The 24712-nt window shown below is 47.6% G+C and carries 25 protein-coding genes (1 of these 25 only partly in view); 3 read left to right on the forward strand and 22 right to left on the reverse strand.

The window, feature by feature from the left end:
• The 3 genes from clpB to rluD all read right to left on the reverse strand — a co-directional run.
• Nucleotides 1-2194: the 5' portion of an ATP-dependent chaperone ClpB gene (gene clpB / locus CBP12_RS07690; protein WP_086963906.1), read on the reverse strand. It extends 386 nt beyond the left edge of the window; the window shows 2194 of its 2580 coding nt (coding positions 1-2194); the start codon lies at nucleotides 2192-2194; the stop codon falls past the left edge of the window.
• Between the two features lie 242 nt (nucleotides 2195-2436).
• Nucleotides 2437-3183 (reverse strand): peptidoglycan editing factor PgeF, encoded by a 747-nt coding sequence (gene pgeF / locus CBP12_RS07695; RefSeq protein WP_086963907.1) that lies wholly within the window; start codon nucleotides 3181-3183, stop codon nucleotides 2437-2439.
• A gap of 15 nt (nucleotides 3184-3198) precedes the next feature.
• Nucleotides 3199-4179, reverse strand: coding sequence for a 23S rRNA pseudouridine(1911/1915/1917) synthase RluD (rluD, locus tag CBP12_RS07700; RefSeq protein ID WP_086963908.1), 981 nt, complete (start codon nucleotides 4177-4179; stop codon nucleotides 3199-3201).
• 112 nt (nucleotides 4180-4291) lie between these two features.
• Between rluD and bamD the strand changes: the two genes are divergently transcribed.
• Nucleotides 4292-5044 carry an outer membrane protein assembly factor BamD gene (gene bamD / locus CBP12_RS07705; protein ID WP_086963909.1) on the forward strand — a complete coding sequence of 251 codons (753 nt, stop codon included), beginning with the start codon at nucleotides 4292-4294 and terminating at the stop codon, nucleotides 5042-5044.
• 63 nt (nucleotides 5045-5107) lie between these two features.
• Here the strand turns inward: bamD and CBP12_RS07710 are convergent, their stop codons facing one another.
• The 5 genes from CBP12_RS07710 to CBP12_RS07725 all read right to left on the reverse strand — a co-directional run bounded on the left by CBP12_RS07710 (nucleotide 5108) and on the right by CBP12_RS07725 (nucleotide 11640).
• The gene (locus CBP12_RS07710; RefSeq protein ID WP_086963910.1) at nucleotides 5108-5875 is read right to left on the reverse strand and encodes an ABC transporter substrate-binding protein; all 768 of its coding nucleotides are present in this window, start codon (nucleotides 5873-5875) and stop codon (nucleotides 5108-5110) included.
• Nucleotides 5876-5968: 93 nt separating this feature from the next.
• A complete protein-coding gene (locus tag CBP12_RS13905) occupies nucleotides 5969-6133 on the reverse strand; it encodes a DUF5522 domain-containing protein (protein WP_198341770.1) in 165 nt (54 codons plus the stop codon).
• Between the two features lie 89 nt (nucleotides 6134-6222).
• Nucleotides 6223-7812, reverse strand: a complete 1590-nt coding sequence (gshA, locus tag CBP12_RS07715) for a glutamate--cysteine ligase (RefSeq protein ID WP_086963911.1) — start codon at nucleotides 7810-7812, stop codon at nucleotides 6223-6225.
• A 59-nt stretch (nucleotides 7813-7871) separates the two neighbouring features.
• Entirely contained in the window at nucleotides 7872-10679 is a 2808-nt protein-coding gene (locus tag CBP12_RS07720) for a M16 family metallopeptidase (RefSeq protein ID WP_086963912.1), read from the reverse strand.
• Between the two features lie 28 nt (nucleotides 10680-10707).
• The gene (locus CBP12_RS07725; RefSeq protein ID WP_086963913.1) at nucleotides 10708-11640 is read right to left on the reverse strand and encodes an NADP-dependent oxidoreductase; all 933 of its coding nucleotides are present in this window, start codon (nucleotides 11638-11640) and stop codon (nucleotides 10708-10710) included.
• 228 nt (nucleotides 11641-11868) lie between these two features.
• Between CBP12_RS07725 and CBP12_RS13560 the strand changes: the two genes are divergently transcribed.
• Nucleotides 11869-12036 (forward strand): hypothetical protein, encoded by a 168-nt coding sequence (locus CBP12_RS13560; protein WP_198341771.1) that lies wholly within the window; start codon nucleotides 11869-11871, stop codon nucleotides 12034-12036.
• A gap of 33 nt (nucleotides 12037-12069) precedes the next feature.
• On the opposite strand, the gene CBP12_RS07730 is transcribed toward CBP12_RS13560, so the two are convergent.
• The 14 genes from CBP12_RS07730 to CBP12_RS07795 form a co-directional block, all read right to left on the reverse strand.
• On the reverse strand, nucleotides 12070-12807 hold the full coding sequence (locus CBP12_RS07730) for a ferredoxin--NADP reductase (RefSeq protein WP_086963914.1): 738 nt from the start codon (nucleotides 12805-12807) through the stop codon (nucleotides 12070-12072).
• A 93-nt stretch (nucleotides 12808-12900) separates the two neighbouring features.
• Nucleotides 12901-13350: a 50S ribosomal protein L9 gene (gene rplI, locus CBP12_RS07735; protein WP_086963915.1), complete on the reverse strand. Its 450-nt coding sequence runs from the start codon at nucleotides 13348-13350 to the stop codon at nucleotides 12901-12903.
• Between the two features lie 38 nt (nucleotides 13351-13388).
• Complete coding sequence (rpsR, locus tag CBP12_RS07740; RefSeq protein WP_086963916.1) at nucleotides 13389-13616, reverse strand: 30S ribosomal protein S18; 228 nt, start codon at nucleotides 13614-13616, stop codon at nucleotides 13389-13391.
• 28 nt (nucleotides 13617-13644) lie between these two features.
• Nucleotides 13645-14022: a 30S ribosomal protein S6 gene (gene rpsF / locus CBP12_RS07745; RefSeq protein ID WP_086963917.1), complete on the reverse strand. Its 378-nt coding sequence runs from the start codon at nucleotides 14020-14022 to the stop codon at nucleotides 13645-13647.
• A 196-nt stretch (nucleotides 14023-14218) separates the two neighbouring features.
• On the reverse strand, nucleotides 14219-15082 hold the full coding sequence (locus CBP12_RS07750) for a DMT family transporter (protein ID WP_086963918.1): 864 nt from the start codon (nucleotides 15080-15082) through the stop codon (nucleotides 14219-14221).
• A gap of 122 nt (nucleotides 15083-15204) precedes the next feature.
• The gene (gene rlmB / locus CBP12_RS07755; protein WP_086963919.1) at nucleotides 15205-15942 is read right to left on the reverse strand and encodes a 23S rRNA (guanosine(2251)-2'-O)-methyltransferase RlmB; all 738 of its coding nucleotides are present in this window, start codon (nucleotides 15940-15942) and stop codon (nucleotides 15205-15207) included.
• An 87-nt stretch (nucleotides 15943-16029) separates the two neighbouring features.
• On the reverse strand, nucleotides 16030-18366 hold the full coding sequence (gene rnr / locus CBP12_RS07760) for a ribonuclease R (RefSeq protein ID WP_086963920.1): 2337 nt from the start codon (nucleotides 18364-18366) through the stop codon (nucleotides 16030-16032).
• 130 nt (nucleotides 18367-18496) lie between these two features.
• Nucleotides 18497-19006 carry an S-ribosylhomocysteine lyase gene (gene luxS, locus CBP12_RS07765; protein ID WP_086963921.1) on the reverse strand — a complete coding sequence of 170 codons (510 nt, stop codon included), beginning with the start codon at nucleotides 19004-19006 and terminating at the stop codon, nucleotides 18497-18499.
• Nucleotides 19007-19257: 251 nt separating this feature from the next.
• Nucleotides 19258-19596: a nitrogen regulatory protein P-II gene (glnB, locus tag CBP12_RS07770; RefSeq protein ID WP_086963922.1), complete on the reverse strand. Its 339-nt coding sequence runs from the start codon at nucleotides 19594-19596 to the stop codon at nucleotides 19258-19260.
• A gap of 50 nt (nucleotides 19597-19646) precedes the next feature.
• Nucleotides 19647-21275, reverse strand: a complete 1629-nt coding sequence (locus CBP12_RS07775; protein ID WP_086963923.1) for an NAD+ synthase — start codon at nucleotides 21273-21275, stop codon at nucleotides 19647-19649.
• Between the two features lie 135 nt (nucleotides 21276-21410).
• On the reverse strand, nucleotides 21411-21893 hold the full coding sequence (locus CBP12_RS07780) for a type IV pilus modification PilV family protein (RefSeq protein ID WP_086963924.1): 483 nt from the start codon (nucleotides 21891-21893) through the stop codon (nucleotides 21411-21413).
• Nucleotides 21883-22971, reverse strand: a complete 1089-nt coding sequence (locus tag CBP12_RS07785; protein ID WP_086963925.1) for a hypothetical protein — start codon at nucleotides 22969-22971, stop codon at nucleotides 21883-21885. The genes CBP12_RS07780 and CBP12_RS07785 overlap by 11 nt, the downstream gene beginning before the upstream one ends.
• Nucleotides 22968-23651, reverse strand: a complete 684-nt coding sequence (locus CBP12_RS07790; protein ID WP_086963926.1) for a hypothetical protein — start codon at nucleotides 23649-23651, stop codon at nucleotides 22968-22970. The genes CBP12_RS07785 and CBP12_RS07790 overlap by 4 nt, the downstream gene beginning before the upstream one ends.
• A complete protein-coding gene (locus CBP12_RS07795; RefSeq protein WP_198341772.1) occupies nucleotides 23645-24148 on the reverse strand; it encodes a GspH/FimT family protein in 504 nt (167 codons plus the stop codon). The genes CBP12_RS07790 and CBP12_RS07795 overlap by 7 nt, the downstream gene beginning before the upstream one ends.
• Nucleotides 24149-24231: 83 nt before the next feature.
• Between CBP12_RS07795 and CBP12_RS07800 the strand changes: the two genes are divergently transcribed.
• Nucleotides 24232-24669 carry a type IV pilin protein gene (locus CBP12_RS07800; RefSeq protein WP_086963928.1) on the forward strand — a complete coding sequence of 146 codons (438 nt, stop codon included), beginning with the start codon at nucleotides 24232-24234 and terminating at the stop codon, nucleotides 24667-24669.
• Nucleotides 24670-24712: the final 43 nt, after the last annotated feature.

A 24712-nucleotide genomic window follows, 5' to 3' on the forward strand; every position in this document is an offset into this window, starting at 1 on the left:
TATCATGGTTATGCTCTTGAATAAGATCTGAGCCAATATTTGAAGTCATGATCACCACCGTATTTCTAAAGTCTACGGTGCGGCCCTGACCATCCGTTAAGCGGCCATCATCTAATACCTGCAATAAGATATTAAACACATCAGGATGCGCTTTTTCTACTTCATCGAGCAAAATCACCGAATAAGGCTTACGTCGTACCGCTTCTGTTAAATAGCCGCCTTCTTCATAACCCACATAACCGGGAGGTGCGCCCACTAAACGAGATACCGAATGTTTTTCCATAAACTCCGACATGTCGATGCGGATCATGGCATCCCGGCTGTCGAATAGAAAATCAGCCAAGGCTTTACATAGCTCGGTTTTACCCACTCCAGTGGGGCCCATAAATAAAAATGAACCTACAGGGCGGTTTGGATCCGATAAGCCAGCGCGGCTACGACGAATAGCGTTTGATACCGCATCCACCGCTTCATCTTGACCAATCACCTGCTGATGTAAGCTATCTTCCATACGCAATAACTTATCTTTTTCCCCTTCGAGCATTTTAGCCACTGGAATACCTGTCCAGCGCGATAAGACATCGGCGATCTCTTCATCGGTTACGCGATTTTTTAATAGATGCTGCTCTTGCATCTCTGCTTGGCCGGCTAAATCCAGCTGTTTTTCCAACTCGGGAATACGACCATATTGCAGCTCCGACATACGACCAAGATCGCCGGCTCGGCGTGCCACCTCTAGCTCCCGACGTACTTGTTCAAGCTCAGATTTAATATGCTGAGTGCCGGCCATGGCCGCTTTTTCTGATAACCAAATTTCTTCCAAGTCAGCATATTCGCCTTCTTTATCGCTGAGCTCATCACGAATTAATTGCAGGCGTTTAATACTGCCCTCGTCGTCTTCTTTAAGCAGTGCTTGCTCTTCAAGTTTTAATTGGATAATACGGCGATCCAGCTTATCTAAAGGCTCAGGTTTAGAGTCAATTTGTAAACGAATGCTAGAGGCAGCCTCGTCAATTAAGTCGATGGCTTTATCGGGCAATTGTCGGTCTGCAATATAGCGATGAGATAATACCGCTGCTGCCACAATGGCGGGATCGGTAATTTGCACATGGTGATGCAGCTCGTAGCGCTCTTTTAAACCGCGCAAAATGGCGATGGTGTCTTCTACTGAAGGCTCATTGATCAATACCTTTTGAAAGCGACGTTCTAAGGCGGCATCTTTTTCAATATATTGACGATATTCATCAAGCGTAGTGGCACCTACACAATGCAGCTCACCTCGGGCCAGTGCTGGTTTTAGCATATTGCCCGCATCCATGGCGCCCTCGCCTTTACCAGCGCCGACCATAGTATGGAGCTCATCAATAAAGAGGATCACTTGACCTTCTTCTTTGGCCAGCTCGTTTAATAAGGCCTTTAAACGCTCTTCAAATTCTCCGCGATATTTAGCGCCAGCAATGAGTGCCCCCATATCTAAAGATAATACGCGCTTGCCTTTTAGCCCCTCTGGCACCTCACCATTGATAATACGTTGGGCTAGCCCTTCGGCAATGGCCGTTTTACCCACCCCAGGCGCACCAATTAATACCGGGTTGTTTTTAGTACGCCGTTGCAATACTTGAATGGTGCGGCGAATTTCATCATCGCGGCCAATCACAGGATCTAGCTTACCCTGCTCGGCGCGCTCGGTGAGATCGATGGTATATTTTTCTAATGCTTGACGATTTTCTTCCGCATTAGGATCGTCTACTTTTTGCCCACCTCGTACTTCATCAATGGCTTTATTTAATTTTTCTTTACTTAAACCGGCACGCTTTAGCAGCTCGCCTAACTCACCTTGCTCATCCAAGGCGGCCAGTAAGAATAATTCGGAAGAGATGTAGCTGTCTTTACGCTGTTGCGCTAATTTATCGCACTGATTGAGCAAGCGCGCCAAGACAGGGGAAACTTGCACATCCATATTGGCGCCGCTGACCTTAGGTAAGCGCTCAACGGACTTATCCAGCTCCACGCGCAAGGTATTACCATCAACACCAGCATTGGTAAGCAGCGGGCGCAGCGAGCCACCTTCTTGGTTAAGCATGGCAATTAATAAGTGTGCAGGCTCTATATAAGCATGATCTCGCCCCACTGCCATAGACTGGGCGTCTTGCAGGGCAAGTTGAAATTTACTGGTTAGACGATCGAGTCGCATCAGAATTTTCCTCCAACAACCCGCGACGAGCGGGAAAAGATACAGGGTGACTGATACTAAAGATGGGGGTTAATGGTGAAATTTCAAGCTTTAAAAGGAAATATAGCGCCCAGTTAAGCTAAGCCCTAAACCCCCTGTTTTTCAGCTGAAGCCTGGAATTATAAGTGACGGAAAACTACAGGTTCTAGATTGGGGTTAATTTGGTTTTCTGGGCGCCGGGCGCTTGGGGCTTGGCGCTACTTTCACTCCAGCCAAATTAAACTGGCTTGGCGGCCGGTTATTGGCTCACGGCGATAAGAGAAAAAACGGTTGCGGTCGGTATAGGTGCAATAATCACCCCCATAACACTGAGTAACACCGGCTGCAGCTAAGCGCAGGCGAGCCAGCTGATAAATATCGGCCAGCCACTTATCAGCGCGGGGCGAGCCTTTAACCACAAACGCGCTAGCCGTTTGAGGTAAATGGTTTACAAACGCACTGCGCACCTCTCCTCCCACCTCAAACACGCGAGGGCCAATGGCAGGCCCTAGCCACACCATCACCTGTGCTGGCTCTACCGCCATGGAAGTTAAGGTGGCCTCTAGCACGCCGTTAGCCAGCCCGCGCCAACCCGCATGTGCCGCTGCCACCACAGAACCGCCATAGTCACAAAATAATACCGGTAAACAATCGGCAGTCATAATAGCGCACACTTGGCCCACGGTGCGGCTTACCACCGCATCGGCAATGGGCACAGGGAGCGCTGTTGCAGGCAAGGGTAACTTGGCGACATCAATGCCGTGTACTTGCTCTAACCAAGTAGGTGGCGTGAGCAAATTTAAATGGTTCGCTAAGCGCTCGCGATTAGTTTGCACATCTGCCAGTGCATCACCTACGTGACTGCCTAAATTTAAGCTAGTAAAAGGCGAAGCACTCACGCCGCCCTGGCGGGTGGTTTGTATGCTGTGCACTGTAGAGGGTGCGGGCCAATTAGGTTGAATAAGCTTCACGCTATCGCATCCTTATTAAGTCCACACCAAGTCATCAGGATGCGCAGCGGTGTCGGCTCTTAGCAATTCAATTAGCTCCACAAAATCATCGGGTAATGGTGCTTGCCATTCCATTATTTCACCGGTAATGGGGTGCTCTAAGCGCAACAAGACTGCGTGCAAGGCTTGACGCTTAAATTCACGTAAAAATGCTAACAGCTCAGGCTCGGCGCTGCGCGGTGGCTTTAAGCGACCGCCATAGGTGGGGTCACCCACTAACGGATGCTGTAAGTGCGCCATGTGCACGCGAATTTGGTGAGTACGACCACTTTCTAAGCGTAGGCGTAAACGAGTATGGGCACGAAACTTTTCCATGACTCGATAGTGAGTTCGTGCCGGCTTTCCAGAAGGCACCACCGCCATTTGGATGCGTTGGGTAGGATGGCGACCAATATTGGCGTCTACGGTTCCCCCTGAGGTCATATGCCCAATAGCGACCGCTTCGTATTCGCGAGTGATATCGCGCCCTTGCAATGCCGTTACTAAGTGGGTTTGTGCGGGGATAGTTTTAGCCACTACCATCAGCCCAGTGGTGTCTTTATCTAAGCGATGCACAATACCGGCGCGCGGCACTTCGGCAATGCTAGGGCAATAATGCAAGAGCGCATTTAACAAAGTACCACCGGGCGTACCGGCTCCCGGATGCACCACCAAACCCGCAGGTTTATTGATAACCATGATGTCATCGTCTTCATAAACGATGTTAATAGGAATATCTTCGGGCTCAAAGCGTAGGTCGTCTTCAAGCTCGGCGTTAATCTGTACTTGCTGACCCACAGTGACTTTAGCGCGCGGCGTGGTCGCGACCTCTCCGTCTACTAATACTTGCTCTAACTGGATCCACGTTTTAATTCGTGTCCGAGAATAGTCGGTAAACATTTCTGCCAACGTTTGATCTAAACGTTGACCATGTTGGCGATCGGCGACGGTGCCGTGTAATTCGATTTGCTGGCTCATAGCGACACTGGTTACCAAATGATGTTTAATTGGGTATTCTAGCGTTTCTTGGCGCTGAGCTTAATCAGTTTCCGCAAACTTGACGCTTAAATCGCAAAAATGGACTCTTTACATGGTTAAACAACGACGCGTATGGCTTACTTTAACGCTTGCTTTGGCATTAACAGCCACCGGATGCTCAAGTACTAAAAAAGATTCGGTACCCGATGAGCCGCCAGAAGTACTTTATCAAGATGCTCAAGCACGCTTACAATCAGGAAATTATATCCGTGCCGCCGAGCTGTTAGAAGCCATGGACTCTCGTTATCCATTTGGTGCTTACTCAAATCAGGTACAGCTAGACTTAATCTACGCCTACTATAAGCAAGACGATACGGCGCGCGCTTTAGCTAATATTGACCGCTTTATTCGCTTAAATCCTAATCATCCCAGCGTGGATTACGCGCAATATATGCGCGGCTTAACTAATATGGCCACCGATCATAACTTCTTTCAAGAGCTGCTTAATATTGACAGAACCGATCGCGATCCCGCCTATGCTCGCCAAGCCTTTGCCGATTTTCGCCAATTACTGCGCCAATATCCAGAGAGCGCATATGCTGCCGATGCGCGCGCACGTATGGTATTTTTAAAAAATCGACTCGCTAAATACGACTTAGCCGTGGCCCAATTTTATATGAAACGTGGCGCTTGGCTAGCCGCCGCTAACCGAGCAAAACAAGTGGTAGAAACCTATCCTGATACCAACACCTTAAAACCGGCATTGGATATTATGGCTAAAGCCTATGACACCCTCGGCTTAACCGAAATGGCTAATAATGCCAAAGCGGTCAAGCGCGCAAACTTTGCTAATAAAGTTAACTAGCGCTTACTAATTAGTGATCAAAAAGCCCTATGTTATTAGGGCTTTTTTATTAGTGTAATTTTCTTATAAAGTGGGTTTTAAACTTTCAAGAAAGCGTAAACACCGGATGCCGTACCAGCACAGCGGTTCGCCATCGATAAGTACAGCGGGTTGCTGTAGATCTTGTTGAGTCACCGCTAGTTGTTTAGCAAAGGGATAGGGCTCGGTGGAGCAGAGCAAAATAGGATTAAGACCCGTTATTTCTTCAGGACTAAGCTCAGGATAATTGGCATCAAACGCCAGCAGTTTGTGGCCAAAACCAAGGTGCTTAAAAACCGAATAAATAAAAGTGTGTTGGCCAATACTCATATAAGGCTTGCGCCAAATTAAATACAACCAAGGGCGGTCATCGCTGAGCACTGACTCAGATACCGCGTCTTTATGACTAATTAGTGGTAAAGCAGAAGGTAATGTCGTCGGCGAAATAGGCACTAGATTATTAAGCACCCGCTGAAAGCGCGCCGCCAGTGTAATTAAAACACCGTTATTTAACTGCTGGGCTAATAAGCGCAGCGCGCGGGGCATGTCTTGCACCGACTCGGCATGGGTGGCGATATAGGGATAAGGGCAGGATTGGGCCATGTCACGGGTGTTTTCTTCTTTATCAAATATCACCAGATCAGGTGCCAAGGGTGCAACTTTTTCCCACTGCACATCTTTAGTGCCGCCCACGACTACGATATCGGCTACCTGCTCGGCGGGATGAATACAGTAGCGGGTGCGCCCCACTACATTCACGCCACAAGCGAGTAAAGTTTCGGTCCAAGAGGGCACCATACAAACCACGCGCATTTATGCTCCTAAGCCCTAGGGGGCGCTGTACGTTATGTGCTATACGTCATTAAGATGGTGTTTTTCTTTAACGTATAACGTACGGCGTATCGCCTATGACCGCCTGTTAACTGGGTAAGGGCAATGCCGACAGCCATTGCCACAGCAGTAGCCGCGATCGAGGTGATATTTTGCCGTGAAGACCCAATTGCCATTTTCTATATAATAATCAATATTTTCTTGCAAAGGCGGTGGGGGTTGAGAGGGAGTGTCAGCCATTATGGAGCTCTTCGTAACAATAAATAGTATCAATAAAAACGCCCTGCAACTTAAGCACAGGGCGCTGGCATTATCAATGATGGCTTAGCTTAAGACTTAGCAAAATAGTCAGCTAAAAAAGTATCAAAATCCACTAAGTCAGACTGCTCCATTTTTTGCTGGCGCAATTTTGAGCGCGTCCCTTCGATATCAAAAAAGCTATCTTCCCAGTAATGGGGGCGGCTTTGCTGTAATTGATCGTGATACTGCTTAGATAAAGCAAGACCAAAGGGCAAAATGTCTTGTTGGGCGCTTTTAAGCTCACTCAATATTTTGGCCGATAAGGTTAATTCAGGATTTTGGATCATCGCTAAATGTTGTTGATGACTCTTAGCATAGCAACCCTTACCGCAGCAGGCGTCCAGTAAGTCGGCAACAGTTTTTAATTCAGCAAAATATTGCTCACCTAAGGTCGCTAACGTTAAGGACTCACCATTAACTTGCTCAAGCATTAGCTCAGGGTTACGCCCTTCTAATACCACCTTATTAAAGTTACGACGGTTAAGCGCAATTTCGTTGGCCGATAATGCTGGGGAGGGACTGAGTAAACACCACAATAAAAAGGTATCTAAAAAACGTACTTGTGCGGCATCAATACCCACTGGCGAGTAAGGGTTCACATCTACTGAGCGTAATTCTATATATTCAATGCCTCGGCTATGAAGGGCATCGGTGGGCTTTTCTCCACTTTCTGCGGTGCGCTTAGGGCGAATGGGGGCGTATAACTCATTTTCAATTTGCAATACGTTTGCATTAAGTTGGCGATACTCCCCCTCAACTTTAACCCCTATTTTGGCAAACTCGGGCGCATGCGTACCGATGGCGTTGCGCAAAGACGCCACGTATTTATCTAAGCTATCAAGAGAGATATTAAGATTGGCCTGAGCATTATTGGTATAGCCTAAATCGGATAAGCGTAGGGAAGTTGCATAAGGCAAATAAAGCGTGCCTTTACCTAAGCGCTCAAAGGGTAAGTTATGTTCAACACCTTGCAAAAACGAACCGCATAATGCAGGAGAGGCGCCAAACAGATAAGGAATTAACCAGCCAAAGCGATAAACGTTGCGGATCAGTCCTAAATATTTATCGGAAACAAAATCTTGTAAAAACGCGCCCTGCCCTTCACTGCTATGCCATTCACTCCAAAAACTGTCAGGCATAGAGAAATTAAAATGCACCCCTGAGATCACCTGCATACGGCTGCCGTATCTATGGTGCAAGCCTTGGCGATAAAGCGTTTTCATTTTCCCCATATTGGAGCGGCCATATTGCGCTAGCGGAATTTGCTCATCGCCGCCTTTTAATAAGCACGGCATACTCAGCGGCCACAGTTGCTCTTCGCCAAGATGGCGTAATACATAGCCGTGGATATCGCCTAGCTGAGCAAGTAACACTTCAACTGAGTCAGAGACGGGAGTAATAAACTCCATCTGTGACTCAGAAAAGTCAGTGGTGATATAACCATGAGTTAGCGCCGAGCCTAAAGAATTAGGATGGGGGCTAGTTGTTAACTGGCCCGTGGGGGTAATACGCAGGCTTTCGCGTTCTATACCACGGCGAATGCCTTTTAAAGTTGGCAGTCGTTGCGGCTGATGCCAAGCTTCAATTCTTGCGGCCAGGGTGGTGTTTTCTTTGATCATTATTATTCACTCTTTGGCACTGTGTCACGCAAGGTGACACAGTGAGAGGTCTGGCCTCATTACTCTATGGTAAAGTCATGTAGGGGTAGATGGAGCTCTTGCAAAGACTTTTCAAGCTTGGCTTTGTCTCCCACTACCACTATTACCATCTCTTTAGGATCTAACCACTGCTTAGCTAGCTCAGTTAGCTCGGCTTGGCTGACCTTAGCTACTATCTCTTGTTGCTTAGCTAAATAATCTGGCGATAACTTCATCATGGCTAACTGCAATAAAAACCCAGCTTTATCCCCTAAGGTTTCATAAGCCAATGCGTCTTGCTGCGAATAGCTGCTGCGCAAATATGCCACTTCTTTAGTCGTGGGGCCTTGTTCTTTAAATTGTTCAAGTTCCTGTAAAATATTAGTAATGGCATCAGCGGTAACATCTGCACGCACATCACTGGCGACTAAGAACACTCCTGCATCGCGGTTACCGGTAAAGTAGGAGTTTGCACCATAGGTAAAGCCCTTGTCTTCACGCAGATTAAGATTAATACGACTATTAAAATTGCCGCCTAAGTTAAAGTTCATCAAATTTGCATAAAAATAAGGGCCTGTGGCGTCGGTGGGCAGCGCACGACGCCCAATGCGCAATACAGATTGTACCGAGCCAGGGACATCCACAATATAAATACCCGGTGTTGCAGGCTGTGGCTTAACTGTCACCGCTTCTAAATGGGGCGCTTTCCCTTGCCATTGCTTTAAAAATGCAAAGTCTTTGGCTGCTTGTTCCTTTGATAAATCGCCCGCCACCAACACATGACCATTCGCGGGGTTATAGTAAGCATGATAATAATCGCGTACTTGATCTAGCGTAATCTTTGCTACATGTTCAGCTTGGCCATTATCTGGCAGCCCCATGCGGGTTTCACCATACATTAATTGGCGAAATGCTTGTTGTGCTAACCAAGAAGGCTGATGGCGACTTTGAGCCATGCTTTCTAACATGCGAGTTTTCACCTTTTCAAAGTCTTGTTCACGCAAGCCCGGTGTTAATAATAACTCTTCCACCAAGTCTAGGGTTTGGGGCAGCGTTTCCGTCATGGTGGTGATGTTAATTAAGTTGGTATAAAAACCATGGCTCACATTAACGCTGGCTCCTAAGCGCTCCAGTGCTTCACTAAACTCTCCTGAGCTTAACTTAGTCGTCCCTTGATTCATTAACTCAGCGGTAAGGCTTGCAATACCCACTTGTTCAGGGGTTTCGGCTAACTGACCACCGGGAAAGGCTAAAATGATTGATACCGCCGGAATTTCATCGTTAGTAATGCCTTGCAGCTGTATGTTATCTCCTAAGGTAGTGTGCCAAAGCTTAGGTGGCGTAATCACCACCGGCTCACTGGAGTCGGGCATCTGGCTGCGATCAAAGTCATCTTTTACTTGGCGGGCGTTAGTCTGTGTTAAGGGTTGTTCAGTTTTTGGCAACACTCGCTGTGGCGTCTCATAATTAGGCGGCGCCGCTTGCCAGTCGGTATGCTCAGAGGGAACGACACTTAAGCTCGCCTTGGGTTGGCCTTGGACATAGTGTTTATACACTTGACTCACTTGCTCAGGCGTGGTTTTTTCTAATTGGCGCCATGCATTAATTGCATATAAAGGGTCACCTTGTAGCACTTGCCCTAGCGCTAATTGTCGTGCCTTACCCTGGGTGCTATCTAGGCCTAATATTAAATTAGCGCGAAGCTCAGTAACGGCTTTATCGACATCGTCTTTATTAATGCCGCGCTTTTCAATCTCTTTAACGATGCGCTTAATTTCCGTTTCAAGAGGCTCGAGTGAGCCATCTTTTGAAGGATTGCTATAAGCCCAAATACTTAACGTACAGGCCAGCTCGCCACAATAATGTCCGGCGCCAGCACTGACTGCCTTACCGGTTTCCACTAACTCTTGGTATAACAGCGAGCTTTTACCCCCGCCCAATACATTAGCTAATACATCAAGGGCGGCCTCATCTTCTTGACCTAACCAGACGGTGGGATAAGACATATATAACATTGGCATGCGAATACGATCGTCTACTAAGGTTTGATAGCGGTCTTTATCTAGTTTAGCCACAGCCGGCTTGGCATCTTCAACTTTGGGGCCTTTAGGAATAGAGCCAAAGTATTTTTCTACCCACTCCAGAGTTTGTGAGGGTTCAAAATCACCGCTAATCACTAAGGTCGCATTATTAGGGCCATACCAGCGATTAAAGAACGCTTTAAGGTGATCCACATTGACTCGATCTAAGTCTTCTACATACCCAATAGGCTGCCAGCTATAAGGATGGTCTCTGGGATACAGTAACTCCCCCATGCGCTCACTCACTAAACCATAGGGCTGATTATCGATACGCTGGGCTCGTTCATTTTTAACGGTGTCGCGCTGAATTTCAAATTTACGCTGACTGACTGCCTCTAGCAAAAAGCCCATGCGATCCGCTTCCAACCACAGTACTTTTTCTAAATGGTTAGCGGGGACGGTTTCATAATAATTAGTCCGGTCTTGATTGGTAGTCCCATTCATGGTGCCACCGGCTTCGTTAATTAAGCGAAAATGTTCTTGGTCGCCGACATGCTTAGAGCCTTGAAACATCATGTGTTCAAAAAAATGTGCAAAGCCGGTTTGCTCTGGCTCTTCGCGTGCAGAGCCCACATGGTACGTCATTTCTACATGCACTAGCGGATCCGACTTATCGGTGTTAAGTAAGACCGTAAGCCCATTATCTAATTGATACATTTGATAAGGGATCACTAAGCCATCCGTCGAGGAGGTAACTTCTTTAACTAATGTAGGAGCAGCAACGACTAGCGGCGAGCTTAACAGCAATAACAGCGACCAAAACTTCATGGAGTTTCCTTAATATTTAACAGCAATATTAGCCTTGGAGTAAGACTTTACCGCGGGTATGACCCGTTTCAATTTGTCGATGGGCTAACTCGCCTTCCGCCAGCGGATACACATGGCTAATTTCTACACGCAGTTTTTGCTCAACTACCGCCTGCATCAAGTTAGCGAGTTGCTGGTTATCATTATGTTTTAACATACCAGTTGCACTTAAGCCTTTAGCCAAGGCGGCGTTAATGACATCATCGGCGGTATTAGTCGGCACAGTGACCACGCGGCCTTGCTCTTTCACATTTGTTAATAAACTTTTCCCTGAGTTGCCCCCTACTAAATCAATAAATAGGTCTACACTCTCAAGCTGTGAGACTTGCTCTTGTTCTCGATAATCCAGTACTTCATCTGCGCCCAGATTTCGTAAAAACTCATGATTATAAGAAGAAGCTAAGGCCACCACAGTCGCCCCTAAGTTTTTAGCGATCTGCACTGCCAAATGGCCAACGCCCCCGGCGGCTGCGGATATTAACACCCGCTCTCCTGCTTTAAGACAGCCGTGCTCGGTCAGCGCTTGCCAAGCAGTAATACCGGCTAGCGACAAGCCCGCCGCAGTTTCATCGCTTACCGCACTTGGAACCCGTAATAGCGCATTAGCGGGCACGACCAGCTGTTCGCTATAACCGCCGCCAGCCAATAGGCCAAATACCCGATCGCCTTCTTGATAAATGCTTACCTCTGCCCCCAGCTCTAACACAGTGCCCATGACTTCAAGACCCGGCGTCCAAGGTAATTGATCTTTAATCGCTTCTGCCCCCCAGCCTAAACCTGCTCGAGTTTTAGCATCCACTGGATTGACACCGGCAAAGTGCATTTGTACCCGAATTTCATTGGTGGCTAAACAGGGCGCTTCTTGCTCTACCAGCTCCAACTGACTGGCATCACCAAAGCGCTTTATCATTAACTGCTTCATCTGCTACTCCTTGTCTATACACTTAAGCGAGACTCGGCTCGCAACCTAACAGGCTTTACCATCCATCATCATGGGCGTTGTGCATCATACTGGGTTAATAAGTAATGCTGTGCACGCAAGCTTAGCTGTGTTGTCTATCTAGAGCTGCATAAGTGGCAGCAGCTAGGCTATAGTGCTCAAACAGGGCTGTTAGTTCCACCCTAATCGATATTAAAGAAGGAATTTGCCATGGCACGATTGTTTCTCTTACCTTTATTACCCGCCTTAGTGTGGACCTTATTCTTAATATATAATCAGGTGCCCCTCAAACAAGGCGCGCGTGGCTACTACTGGATCATTGGCTTAGGGTGGGGCCTAGCCGCATTTTTAACGCTGATGATCCGTGTAACTCGCTAGCTAAAGCTGAGCACAACAAGCGCTGGGGCCACTTTACCAATAGTTTTCCATCAATATTTGACCCGGCTTACGTCGTAAGTGTTTAGCCAGTCCTTTAAGCTTTAGCTCCGCCAAGGTATCGCGCACCATCTCAGGATTACCGCAAATCATCACTCGGCTGTGCTCAGCGCTAAATTCCAATCCTACTCTTTGCTCAAGGTGCCCACTATTTACAGCTGCGGTGATCCGCCCAGGCTCGGCGCCCGCTTCCGCCTCACGAGATACAAAGGGCACATAGTGAAAATGAGGGCGGTCTTGGGTAAGAGTTTGAATGCGCTCGCGATAGCCAAGCTCCGTTGCAAAGCGTACCCCATGAACCAGCACTATATTTTCAAAATGCTGCCAGCAGTCTCCCTGCGCTAACAAAGATACGAAAGGCCCCACCCCAGTACCGGTCGCCATTAGCCATAAATCTCGCCCTGGTGGCACTTCGTCGAGGGTTAAAAAGCCGGTAGCTGTGGGTTGTACTAATATTTCATCCCCTACCTTAAGTTGGGATAAATAAGGAGTTAACTGCCCCTCTCGGATAGTAATAATATAAAATTCACAGTCTTTACCGGGCGCATTGACATAAGAATAAGCACGCGCTACTTTTTTTTCCGGCGTATGCCAAGCCAGCTTAGTAAATTGACCTGCCTGAAAGGGCTCCACCTTAGCGTCTACCACGATAGAAAATAAGCTGTCACTCCATTGAGTGCGTGACTTAACAATACCCGTTATCCAGTCTGCCATTTGAGTTCTCCTAACGCTTTTCCTTACTCTAGCCTTATTACAGGCAATAAAAAACCCGCGACGAGCGCGGGTTTTCTTAGCGAGCGGTAAAACTTAGGCAGCAACGACCTGAATTTTAACGATGGCTTTAACGTCAGCGTGCAATTGCACACCTACTTCATATTCACCAACATTGCGTAATACGCCGTCAGTTAGGCGGATTTGGCTCTTGCTTACTTCAACACCGGCTGCGGTAATGGCTTCAGCCACGTCGCGAGCACCGATAGAACCAAACAATTTACCTTCATCACCTGATTTAGAAGCAATCTCTACATTTTCCAAACCTGACAGTTTGTCAGCTTGGGTTTGTGCAGCAGCTAATTGCTCAGCCAGCTTAGCTTCCAATTCAGCGCGGCGAGTTTCAAAGGTCGCTACGTTGTCTTTGGTGGCTAACACTGCTTTGCCTTGAGGCAACAAGAAGTTACGAGCATAACCGGCTTTCACGGTTACCTGGTCGCCCAGGCCGCCAAGTCTGGCGATTTTATCAAGAAGAATAACTTGCATTACCTTTCCTCAAAAAAATAAAAGAGTTAGGCCGCTGCTTACTTGTGCAGATCGGTGTAAGGCAGCAGGGCCAGGTAACGAGCGCGCTTAATAGCACGAGCTAACTGACGCTGAAACTTAGCGCGGGTACCAGTGATACGGCTCGGTACAATTTTACCGGACTCGGTAACATAATTCTTTAAAGTTGCGATGTCTTTGTAATCTATCTCAGTAACACCGTCTGCGGTGAAACGACAGAACTTACGACGACGGAAAAAACTTGCCATGATTCTAATTCCTCAGCTTAAACGTGAATTACTCGGCAGATGCTTCTGCACGAGGAGCGGCGTCGTCACGACGTGGTGGGCGTTCATCTTTGGCTTTTGCCATTTCTGAAGGCTCGGTGACGGCCTGCTTAGTGCGCATAATCATGTTACGCAACACTGCATCGTTAAAGCGGAAGTTAGTTTCCAGCTCATCAATCACAGCTTGGTCAGCTTCTACGTTCATCAGAACATAGTGTGCTTTGTGCAGCTTGTTGATTGGGTAAGCTAACTGGCGACGGCCCCAGTCTTCCATGCGGTGAACTTGACCGCCTGAAGTAGTGATTGCAGCGGTATAACGCTCAATCATGCCTGGAACTTGTTCACTCTGATCAGGGTGAACCATAAAAACGATTTCGTAGTGACGCATGGATTGCTCCTTACGGGTATAGCCTCTTCGTGGGCTCAGTCACACCATCGGAGGCAAGGAACTTATAAGTAAAGCGACTGATTTTAAGGAGGCGGATTGTAAAGGATAAATAGGTTAAAGGAAAGCTTATATATTTCGTAAGGCGTAAATCGTGAGGGCGACACCTCACACTTTATGCCTCACTCTTTCCTGTTAACTATTTCAACTTTCGTTGCAGGCCAATGGCCATGATCACTACCGCAGCACCGAGATAAACGTGTAACGCCGGATACTCATTAAATAACGCCATACCCATAATGGTGACAAATATTAATCCCGAATACTCACTGGCCGCTATTTTACTGGCATCGGCCATGGCATAAGCCAAAATACAAATACTTTGATAGATAATACCCATTAAGCAAATGCCGATCAGTAACAGCCAAATTTCGCCGTTCATCGGTTGCCAACCCGGCAGTGCTAAGGCAAAGCCTACCGGTATCGCGAGTGCTTGAGTTAAAAATAAGGTCGCCAACACCGAGCGTCCTTGGGGCAAGCGGCGCACTAACACATTACTTGCCGCCATAGAAAACGCAGTAAATAACGCCAACCCTCCTGCCCAGTGCCACTGGCCTGGATTAAGCACAATTAAGATGCCAACAAAGCCTAATAAGCTAATGCCATAAGCGAGAGGACGTATCTTCTCTTTACTGAGTAGGGCGGCCAGTGGCAGCGTCATCAAAGGGGCGGCATAAAACACCGCATTGGCGGTGGCCAGCGGTAAATACATTAAGCTAATAAAGACGCAAATAGAGCCAAATAATAATAAATGGCCGCGGATCAGATGGATTTTCCACTGTCCCCAGCCTTTATTACTTGGCGCTAATCGCCACCAAAACGGCAATAACAAGAGCGAGGTTAACAAAAAGCGCAGCGCAATATATTGATAAGGGGTAACTTGCGTTTGGCCAAGCAACTTCACGATAACATCACCAAATGAAATCGTTAAGTTGCCTAATATCAGCAATAAAATCGCTAATATTTGTCGATCACCGGCCAGGTGCGCTATCCGCTGTTGCATGTTTTTCTCTATGGTGAAGGGTGAGCAGTCAATTCTGTAGGGTTACAAGCAGGACAGAACAACAAGCAGGCCAGCACAAAGAGCAAGACGCTAGGCTACTTCTTACGTCTCGCCCCTCCTCTTTATTTAATACGCTGGCGCACCATTTCAAATAAGCACACACCCGTTGCTACCGAGACATTCAGGCTAGATACCGAGCCCGCCATGGGAATACTCACGAGCTCATCGCAATGCTCACGGGTTAAGCGGCGCATGCCTTTATCTTCAGCACCCATAACTAGCGCTTGGGCACCACTAAAGGTCGACTGATAGACACTGTGATCGGCTTCTCCGGCGGTACCCACCACCCAAATACCTTTATCTTGCAGCATGCGCAAGGTGCGTGCCAAGTTAGTCACTTGAAATAACGGCACCACTTCGGCCGCGCCACAGGCTACCTTGCGCACCACAGGTGTGAGGCCTGCTGAATTATCTTTGGGGACAATCACACCATGTACGCCGGCGGCGTCGGCGGTGCGCAAACACGCACCTAAATTGTGGGGGTCGGTCACACCATCTAGGACCAATAAAAAGGGCGTTGCTTGGTTTTCTAGCAATTGTGCTAAGTCAGTTTCATTTAAGATGGGCGCGGCTTGTACCTTAGCTACCACACCTTGGTGCTGGCCGCCTTTGGCTTTATTATCCAAAGCACTGCGATTGGAAAACTGCGCCTTCACTCCCACTTCTAATAAGCGCGCTTGTAGGCGATTTAAACGCTCATCGTCTCGTCCTTTTAATAGCCATACTTCCAACACTTTTTCAGGATGCACATCTAATAAAGACTCAAGGGCGTGAATACCAAAAATTAATTCATTGCTCATAAAAATTACTCAACGACTCTTTAAAAAACGGGGGTAACCCGCTTAGCGCGAACGCTGGCCGGTTACCCCCCTCTTTAGTGCATTTAATTAGTGGCGCTTTTTGCCGCCTTTAGGCTTAGCTTCCCCTTTAGGCTCACCACCTTTACTGTCACCTTTTGGCTTATTATTACGTCGTGGCTTAGCCCGTTGGCGCGATTTTAAATTTTTTGCGCCTTTGCCACTTTTAGCGCCAGCTGGCAGCGGCTCTTCTACCGTCTCAAAGTCGATCTTACTATCATCAAGATTGACTGCCATGACCTTCACCTTGATCTTATCGCCTAGACGATAACGACGACGGAAATTCTCACCAATTAAGAGTTGGCGTGCGGCATCAAACTGATAGTAGTCATTTTGTAAGCTTGAGATATGCACTAAGCCATCGATGTTAATTTCATCTAAGCGCACGAAGAAACCAAAACCGGTGACGTTAGCAATGGTTCCCATAAACTCGCTGCCCACGTGATCCAGCATAAACTCACACTTGAGCCAGTCGGCTACATCGCGAGTAGCATCATCGGCGCGTCGCTCGGTAACAGAGCAGTGCTCGCCCATGGGCGCCACTTCATCATAGGCATAAGGCACACCGCCAGTTTTACTGGCGCCGTTGCCAGCAAGCTTGGCAATCTGCGCCTTAATGGCACGATGCAAGATAAGATCCGGATAACGGCGAATGGGCGAGGTAAAGTGCGCGTAAGACTTCAATGCTAAACCGAAGTGACCATTATTTTCCGCTTGATACACCGCTTGCTTCATCGAGCGTAACAACATGGTTTGGATCAACTGATGATCGGGTCGGTCTTTAATTTGCTCGGCCAAGAGTGCGTAATCAGCAGGCTCTGGCTCGTCGCCACCTTTAAGTTCAAGGCCTAACTCGGCTAAGAAGCTGCGGAAATTGATCAGCTTCTCATCTCCGGGCTTTTCATGCACACGGAACAAGGCATGGGCGTCTTGTTGCTCTATAAAGCGCGCTGCCGCCACGTTTGCCGCTATCATACATTCTTCGATGATCTTATGAGCATCGTTGCGCACCACTGGCACTATGCTTTCTATTTTGCGCTGCGCATTAAAAATAAATTGCGTTTCTTCGCTTTCAAACTCCACAGCACCGCGTTGATGGCGCGCCTGCTTCATGGCGTGATACATAGCATTCAGTGCTTCAAGGTGCGGCACTAAGGGCGCATAACGCTCACGCAGCCCTTCGTCTCCCTCTACAATTGCAGCCACCTTGGTGTAGGTTAAGCGCGCATGAGAATTCATCACGGCTTCGTAGAAGGTAAAATCAGATAGCTTACCGCTGGCAGAAATACTCATTTCCGCCACCATACACAAGCGATCTACTTGCGGATTTAACGAGCATAAGCCATTTGATAAGACTTCTGGCAGCATAGGAATAACTTGGGCTGGGAAGTAAACCGAATTGCCTCGCTGATAGGCTTCATTATCCAGTGCGGTACCGGTGCGCACATAATAAGACACATCCGCAATCGCTACCCATAGGCGCCAGCCCCCAGAGGCTTTGGCTTCACAATGTACAGCATCATCAAAGTCGCGCGCATCTTCGCCATCTATGGTGAGCAGGGGTAAATGACGTAAATCTTTACGACCGGCTTTCGCCTCTTCTGGCACTTCTTCGGCCAAGGTCGACACTTCTTTGGTCACGGCATCAGGCCAGATATGGGGAATGCCATGCGTGCGCAGCGCAATCTCAATTTCCATGCCCGGATCCATGGTTTCACCCAAGATCTCAATCACTTTGCCCACGCCTGTCATGCGTTTAGTAGGGCGTTGTGTAATCGCTATGACCACCACTTGTCCTAAGCGCGCCCCTTGGGTTTCATCTTGCGGAATCAAGATATCTTGGGCCACACGACTGTCATCAGGCACCACATAGCTAACCCCATTTTCAATAAAATAGCGGCCAACAATTTCTAAGTCACGTGACTCCAGCAAGCGAACCACGCGTGCTTCGCGACGCCCTTTTGAGTCAAAGCGCAGCGGTTGTACTAACACTTGGTCGCCATGCATTAAGGCGTCCATTTCACGCTGCGATAAAAATAAATCATCACCGCCTTCTTCTGGACGCAAAAAGCCAAAGCCTTCGCGATGACCAATTACGCGGCCTTTAATCAGGTTCATTTTTTCGGGTAGCGCGTAACATTTGGTGCGAGTAAAAACTAATTGGCCATCACGCTCCATGGCGCGCAAGCGACGGCGCAACGCTTCGGTTTGTTCTTCACCTTCAAGATTTAGCTCGGCAAAAATATCATCACGAGAAATGGGGCTTTGTTTGGTCTTAATTAACTCAATAATGAATTCGCGACTTGGAATGGGGTTTTCGTATTTTTCAGCTTCCCGCTTTAGGAAAGGATCTTGTTGTTCTGACATAAAGTTGTCCATTTGTGCACTGAAATAAGGAAAGTGTACCTAAAAATAAGAATAACAAGTGACAAAGCGCCCGGTTAAGCCAGTGCGTGCTTAAACCGGGCGCTTCGTTACTGACCGCTATCGCTTAGCATTACAGCGACTTCAGCATCTCTTCGGGTAATGCCAGCACATCATTGCTGTTTACACCTATGCCGCGGTCAATGATGTTAGCCGCTATTGCTTTGGCTTCATCTAATGAGTGCATTACGTAAGTGCCACATTGGTATTCATTAAGCTCAGGAATTTCTGATTGATTGGCTACTTTGAGTACATCTTGCATGGCCGCTTGCCATGCATCAGCCACTTGCTGCTCGCTCGGTGCGCCTACTAAGCTCATATAAAAACCGGTACGACAGCCCATAGGAGACAAGTCAATGATTTCTACTTGATCACTGTTTAGATGATCGCGCATAAACCCGGCAAATAAATGCTCTAGAGTATGAATGCCCTTTTCGGACAAAATCTCTTGGTTAGGTAGACAGAAGCGCAAATCAAACACGGTAATGGTGTCTTTATTTGGCGTGGCCATGGTTTTAGCTACGCGCACGGCCGGCGCTTCCATACGAGTGTGATCAACGGTAAAACTGTCCAGCAAGGGCATGAATTATTCCTCTATTTAGATATCACAGCGATTGTGACAAAGAAAAGGGCAATGGCCAAGGTAATTCAACAGATAACGCGCCGCGTTGGTTAATCGAAGTCCCATTGGGAGCTATTTATCTGCTTTACGGCTTACGTTTAACGCCATACGTTAAGAGCAACATCGTTTTTGTTTCGTTCGGCGCGGCTTCGGCTCTTTCTCTAACTTACAGCTTACAGCTTAAAATCCCGCAAGGACTGTTAAAGCGTGCGTTACACGGCGTCCTCGTTTTGTTCACCGGTGCGAATGCGGATCACTTGGCTCACATCAAAAACAAAAATTTTGCCATCGCCAATCTTACCGGTGCGCGCCGTTTGCTCAATAGCCTCGATGCAAGACTCTAACAAGTCATCTTGCACTACTAGCTCAATTTTTACTTTAGGTAAAAAATCCACCATATACTCGGCGCCGCGATACAGCTCAGTATGGCCTTTTTGGCGGCCAAAGCCTTTAACCTCAGAGACCGTCATGCCAGTAATGCCCCGCTCTGCCAGCGCTTCACGCACGTCATCAAGCTTAAAGGGTTTAATAATGGCTTCAATTTTCTTCACGATACATCCTTAATTAAATAATGAATAAAGGGTAAGACAAGCGCTAGCTTTTACCAATTTATACGGCCAAAGCCTGAAGTAATGGGGTAGCGTCTGTCTTTACCAAAGTTACGGGCACTCACTTTAGGCCCGATCGCCCCTTGACGGCGCTTATATTCATTAATATCCACTAATTTAAGAACTCTACGTACCTCTGCTTCATCAAAACCAGCGGCTAATAGCTGGGCTAATGACTGGTCTTGCTCAACATAGGCTTCAAGAATAGCATCGAGTACTTCATAAGGAGGCAAGTTATCTTGATCCAGTTGATCCGGTGCCAGCTCCGCTGAGGGTGGACGGTCGATAACACGTTGCGGAATTGCAGGGCTCACACTATTACGATAACGAGATAAAGCAAACACCTTGGTTTTAGCTACATCTTTTAGCGGCGCAAAGCCCCCGACCATGTCACCATATAAAGTACAGTAGCCCACTGCCAGCTCACTTTTATTACCCGTAGTGAGCACTAAGCGGTGCTTCTTATTAGATAACGCCATCACTAACATGCCGCGTGCGCGCGCTTGCAAATTCTCTTCTGTGGTGTCGCCGGCGCTCTTTTCTTGGCCGGCAAACAGTGGAGTCAGCTGCCCCATAAAAGCATCAAACATAGGGGCAATAGGGACACTATTATATTCCACCCCTAAGAGCTTAGCTTGCTCAAAGGCATCATCCACACTTATAGCGGCAGTATAGTGAAACGGCATCATTACGGCTTGTACTTTATCTTTACCTAGTGCATCAACGGCAATCGCTAAGGTGAGGGCCGAGTCAATCCCCCCAGACAAACCTAGAACCACTCCTTCAAAGCCATTTTTAATAACATAGTCGCGAGTCGCTAATACCAAGGCCTGATACATCTCGGCTAAAGGCGCTAACTCTGGGCTAATTTCTGCCACATTCGGCGCTTTTTGCTCAAGGTGAACTAAACGGAGCGCCGAGCTAAATGCCGGCAAGCGTTGTACTAACTCGCCGCGTGCATTAAAGACTTGGGATAAGCCGGCATAAACGAATTCATCTTGCCCGCCGACTTGGTTGACAAAGATGAGCGGCAGGCCAGCTTGGGCACTGCGCTTTTCGAGTAGCGTTTGGCACAGGGCCGGCTGTTGATAACCGTAGGCGGCGGCGCTCATTACCATTAATAATTCGGCACCGGCAGTCTTTGCTTGGGCAATCAGCTTGGGTTGATAAATATCATCTCCAATAAGCAAACCGATACGATGCTCTTTAAAATTAATCAGCCCTGCTTGTTCGCCTGACGTAAAATAACGCGCCTCGTCCACGCCCCCCTCATTAGTGAGCTGCTGTTTAAAATAACGTTCTTGCAGCTGCCCCTGACAATAAAAAGACACCGCATTATAGCAATGCTTACCTTGGCGCCAGGGGTGCCCCACCAAAATGGCCACTTGCTGACTGGCCTTAGCAAGCTCTACGAGAGCGTGTTGTACACGCTCATATAAGTCATCACGAAGCAGTAAATCTTCTGGTGAATAACCGGTAATCGCTAACTCAGAAAAAACCACCAACTCGGCGCCTTGCTGGTGAGCATCTTCGATTGCAGTCAGTATGGTTTGAGTATTAGTTTCAATGGCGCCAACAGTGAAGTTTAACTGCGCAATGGCCAGAGTCAGAAGTGAGGGCATGAATAAATCCATTTAAATCTGTAATAAAGTCATAGTAATAAAACTCACGCCCCTTGTCAGTTTTAAAGCCAACTAGCGCTTTTTTTAAAGGAGATTCGAGCATAAATGAAATGAGTAAGATAAATAATAAAAAACTTAAAAGCGCCGGCCAAAGGGACCTGTATTTAAGGTTGGCATAACGACTACTGCGGCTTGTAAATTAAAAGACTGCGGTTGCTCCATACTATTTTGCCAAGTCACAGTGACAGCCAGCTGATGTTTATTACCCTGTTGCTGAATAGCGACTGCTGCCAACCAACTGTGCGATTCTGGTTGCCACTGATAGGCGTGAGTGGTCCAGTTCACCGTGAAAGACACTTGCCCGATCTCTGTTTCTTCTTCGCCTGACGCCAGTAACTGCCACTGTTTAAGTTTGGCAAACTGGCGTAACTCATCTAGCTTTGACTCGGCTAAACGCATGGCCGTTTCTAACGCGCGGTCATCGCGGCTATTTCTTAAGCGCTGCTGATGGAGAGGTAATAAGGTAGCGGCCATTATGGAGATTAACAGCATGGCGATCATGACTTCAATTAAGCTTACGCCGAGTTGGCGAGCTAGAAATGGCGGCTTAATCATCATGCCAACTGCCTGCTAATATACTCAACAATCGATAAGGAGTCGCTCCTATTTGGCTCTGACAATCGCCGAGGGTGCACAGTACGCCTGCGTCATAGCGCAGTGTAAAGTCTCCGTTAAGTGAGCTTGCTCCTTTGCCCATAACAAGTGCGCCAATTATTTCGCTGCCAGGCGCTAAAGTTAAAGTAGGAGCGGGGCCCACTAAGATAATTAAGCCATAGAACTTGATAGGTACAGTAGCAATGGCGGCCATGTCATTAAGTAATAAGATAACCGGCGCTTCACGAGAGCTAGTTATCTCATCGAGCTGGCAATGCCCACCGCCTGCTAGGTGATAAAAACCAGGGCGCTGAATGTGACTGCAATCTTGCGCCTGGTAACTGACTAAGGGTGCTAAGTTTGCTGCACGGTAGCCAAAGAGATAATGCAATAAATCAGGCACAAAGGCCGTGTCTTGCACTTTGATATCGCTCGCAAGATGGTGTTGTAAGGTATCGAATTGGCTAATAAAACCTTGGCAGCGCCGAGTTTGCTTATCATAGTCAGTAAGTGCACAGCTGTGCAGTGTACCCGTAATATTTAGCGCTCCTGCGCTCCAAATAGAGATAGGGTGCCCAGGATTTAGCACTAATTGTAATTGCCCATTAATATGGCTAGTGGCGGCCCCTAAGAGCAAGGGCGACTTGGGCCCTAAGTGTTGCGGGTTAAGCACAGTGCGCTCAGCCAAGGCTAAGCTAATACGACTAGCGGTACCACTGGCCATATAAGCTGAGGCTTGCAGCTGTAATACGCCAACCAAAGAGTTATGGGGCGCAATATTGACATGATACTTAATGTCGCCTAAGGCATGGCTCACTTGATGGCTTAGCGTCTCGACACTGGGATCAAGGTGGCGTTGTGCTATCGCTTCTGCCACCCCTTGCTCGGCAATCGCCTGTACGACGCGATATTCCAGCTCGTTTAACATCAAGCGCCGCTCAGCCACAAACGCACGACTCATAAATACCGACACCGAACTTAAAATTAATAGCAGCAATAAGCTCATACTTAAGGCAAGCATGCCTTGATTCAGTTGCCTCATAGGCTGGCCTGATTGCGCAATAATACTTGGCGCTGTAGGTGATAACTTAATTGAGGCTGTCGAGCAGACACACCAGACAAACTTAAGATAAGACTGCGCACCCCCAACACTTGGTTGTTAGGCGATAAACGAAAAGCAAGCTGAGTAATGAGCACATCTTGGCGCGGTATTAATTGATTTCCCCCTCGACAAACACGGCTCAGCTCCACACTGAGCGCATTTTCATCGAGCACCTTTAATTTAATGCTCTGGTTTAGTGCATCAAAATAATACACCCGCCCTAAGACACGCGCACTTGGGTGCGCCTCTTTATCCCAAAACTTTAATCTTAGACACTGAGCAGACTGAAGGTGGGGATGTAGGTCTTCATCAGGTAAAAAAGTTAATAACCGCGCCCAAGAATGAGGATCAAGCTGACTAAGCGCCCGCTCTTTTGCGGCACTGGGATGATACCCCGCACGTTGAATATCTCGGCTTAGAGTATCCATCACCATATGTAAGTCTTGGTGTAAACGAGACAGCTCTATATTGGTATTGTTTGCGCTCAATACTGCAACCAATAAAGACAAGCCTGCCGCCATTACGACACTCGTCCCTAAGATAGCGAGCAATAACTCAGGCAAAGAAAAGCCGCGCTCTGCCCGTAAATAAGACATAGATCCGTCACTAAAAGTTAGCATGGCGTCACTCCTGCCATGGCACTGGCTGAACAGAGGCGGATAAGACCATTATTCCATGTGAGCACTTCTAACTGATGCTCACCTTGAGTGAGAGTAATATTGCCCGCTAACAAACTAACTCGACGAGGCTTAAAAATAAGATAAGGACTGGGATAATTTGCGGTGAGGATTAAGTTGGGAAACTCAATACTGCTCGCCTGTTGAATGTTGTTAAGCACCAGGCCATCACAGTGGCTAACATGAGCCAGCTCAACAATTTTATACTGCCAATTTAGTGTACCTGAATCACTAAAACATAAAGTAATGGCGGTGTTGCGCTTAATGGCTTCACTGCGCGCTTGTTGCAAATGGTGATAAAGCATATTACCTGCAGCGCGCAGCCGAGCTTGTTCCGCTATTCGCTGAAAGCTAGGGAGCGCTAAACTGGCTAGCAGCGACACTAGCGCAAGGCTTATCAATAATTCCAGTAACGACAGTCCTCGCTGAGTCATACGCATACTGCCTCCTTGCAGCACACTCATTACTCTCTTTACACTGGACTAAGCTTGGTTCATGGTTTCTCTTTCAACAAGGCTCACTGATGGCGCCACCTTGGTACAAACTTGAGCACTTAAAGAAAGTGAGCAATAAAAGTTACGGCGTAACGTTATTAGAGCTGCTCATTGTCTTGGCAGTCATAGCCTTGTTAAGTACCCTCGCCTACCCACGTTTCACCAGCTATTTAATAAAAAACCAGCGCCAAGTTGCGCAGCAACAGCTCTATGAGTTACAAATAAAGCAAGAGCAATGGCGCCTCTTTCATGCCCAGTACTCCAGCGATATTAACGACTTAGATGCCCGCTTAGTCAATGATGCTCATTATGAATTTAGTATTGACCACGCCAGTGCTCATGACTATCAGCTAAGTGCGACCGCTAAACAAAGCTCTCGCCAAGTTCAAGACCAAGAGCTCAATCAAGCCTGTCATACATTAACGTTAACGCACGACCAGCAGCGCCTACCAACCCCGTGCTGGTAACAAGGGGCGCAACAAGGCAGCTTTATAATTTTTAGCCATAAAA

Origin of the sequence: Oceanisphaera avium (genome assembly GCF_002157875.1) — a bacterium.
In the GTDB taxonomy this organism is placed as follows: domain Bacteria; phylum Pseudomonadota; class Gammaproteobacteria; order Enterobacterales; family Aeromonadaceae; genus Oceanimonas; species Oceanimonas avium.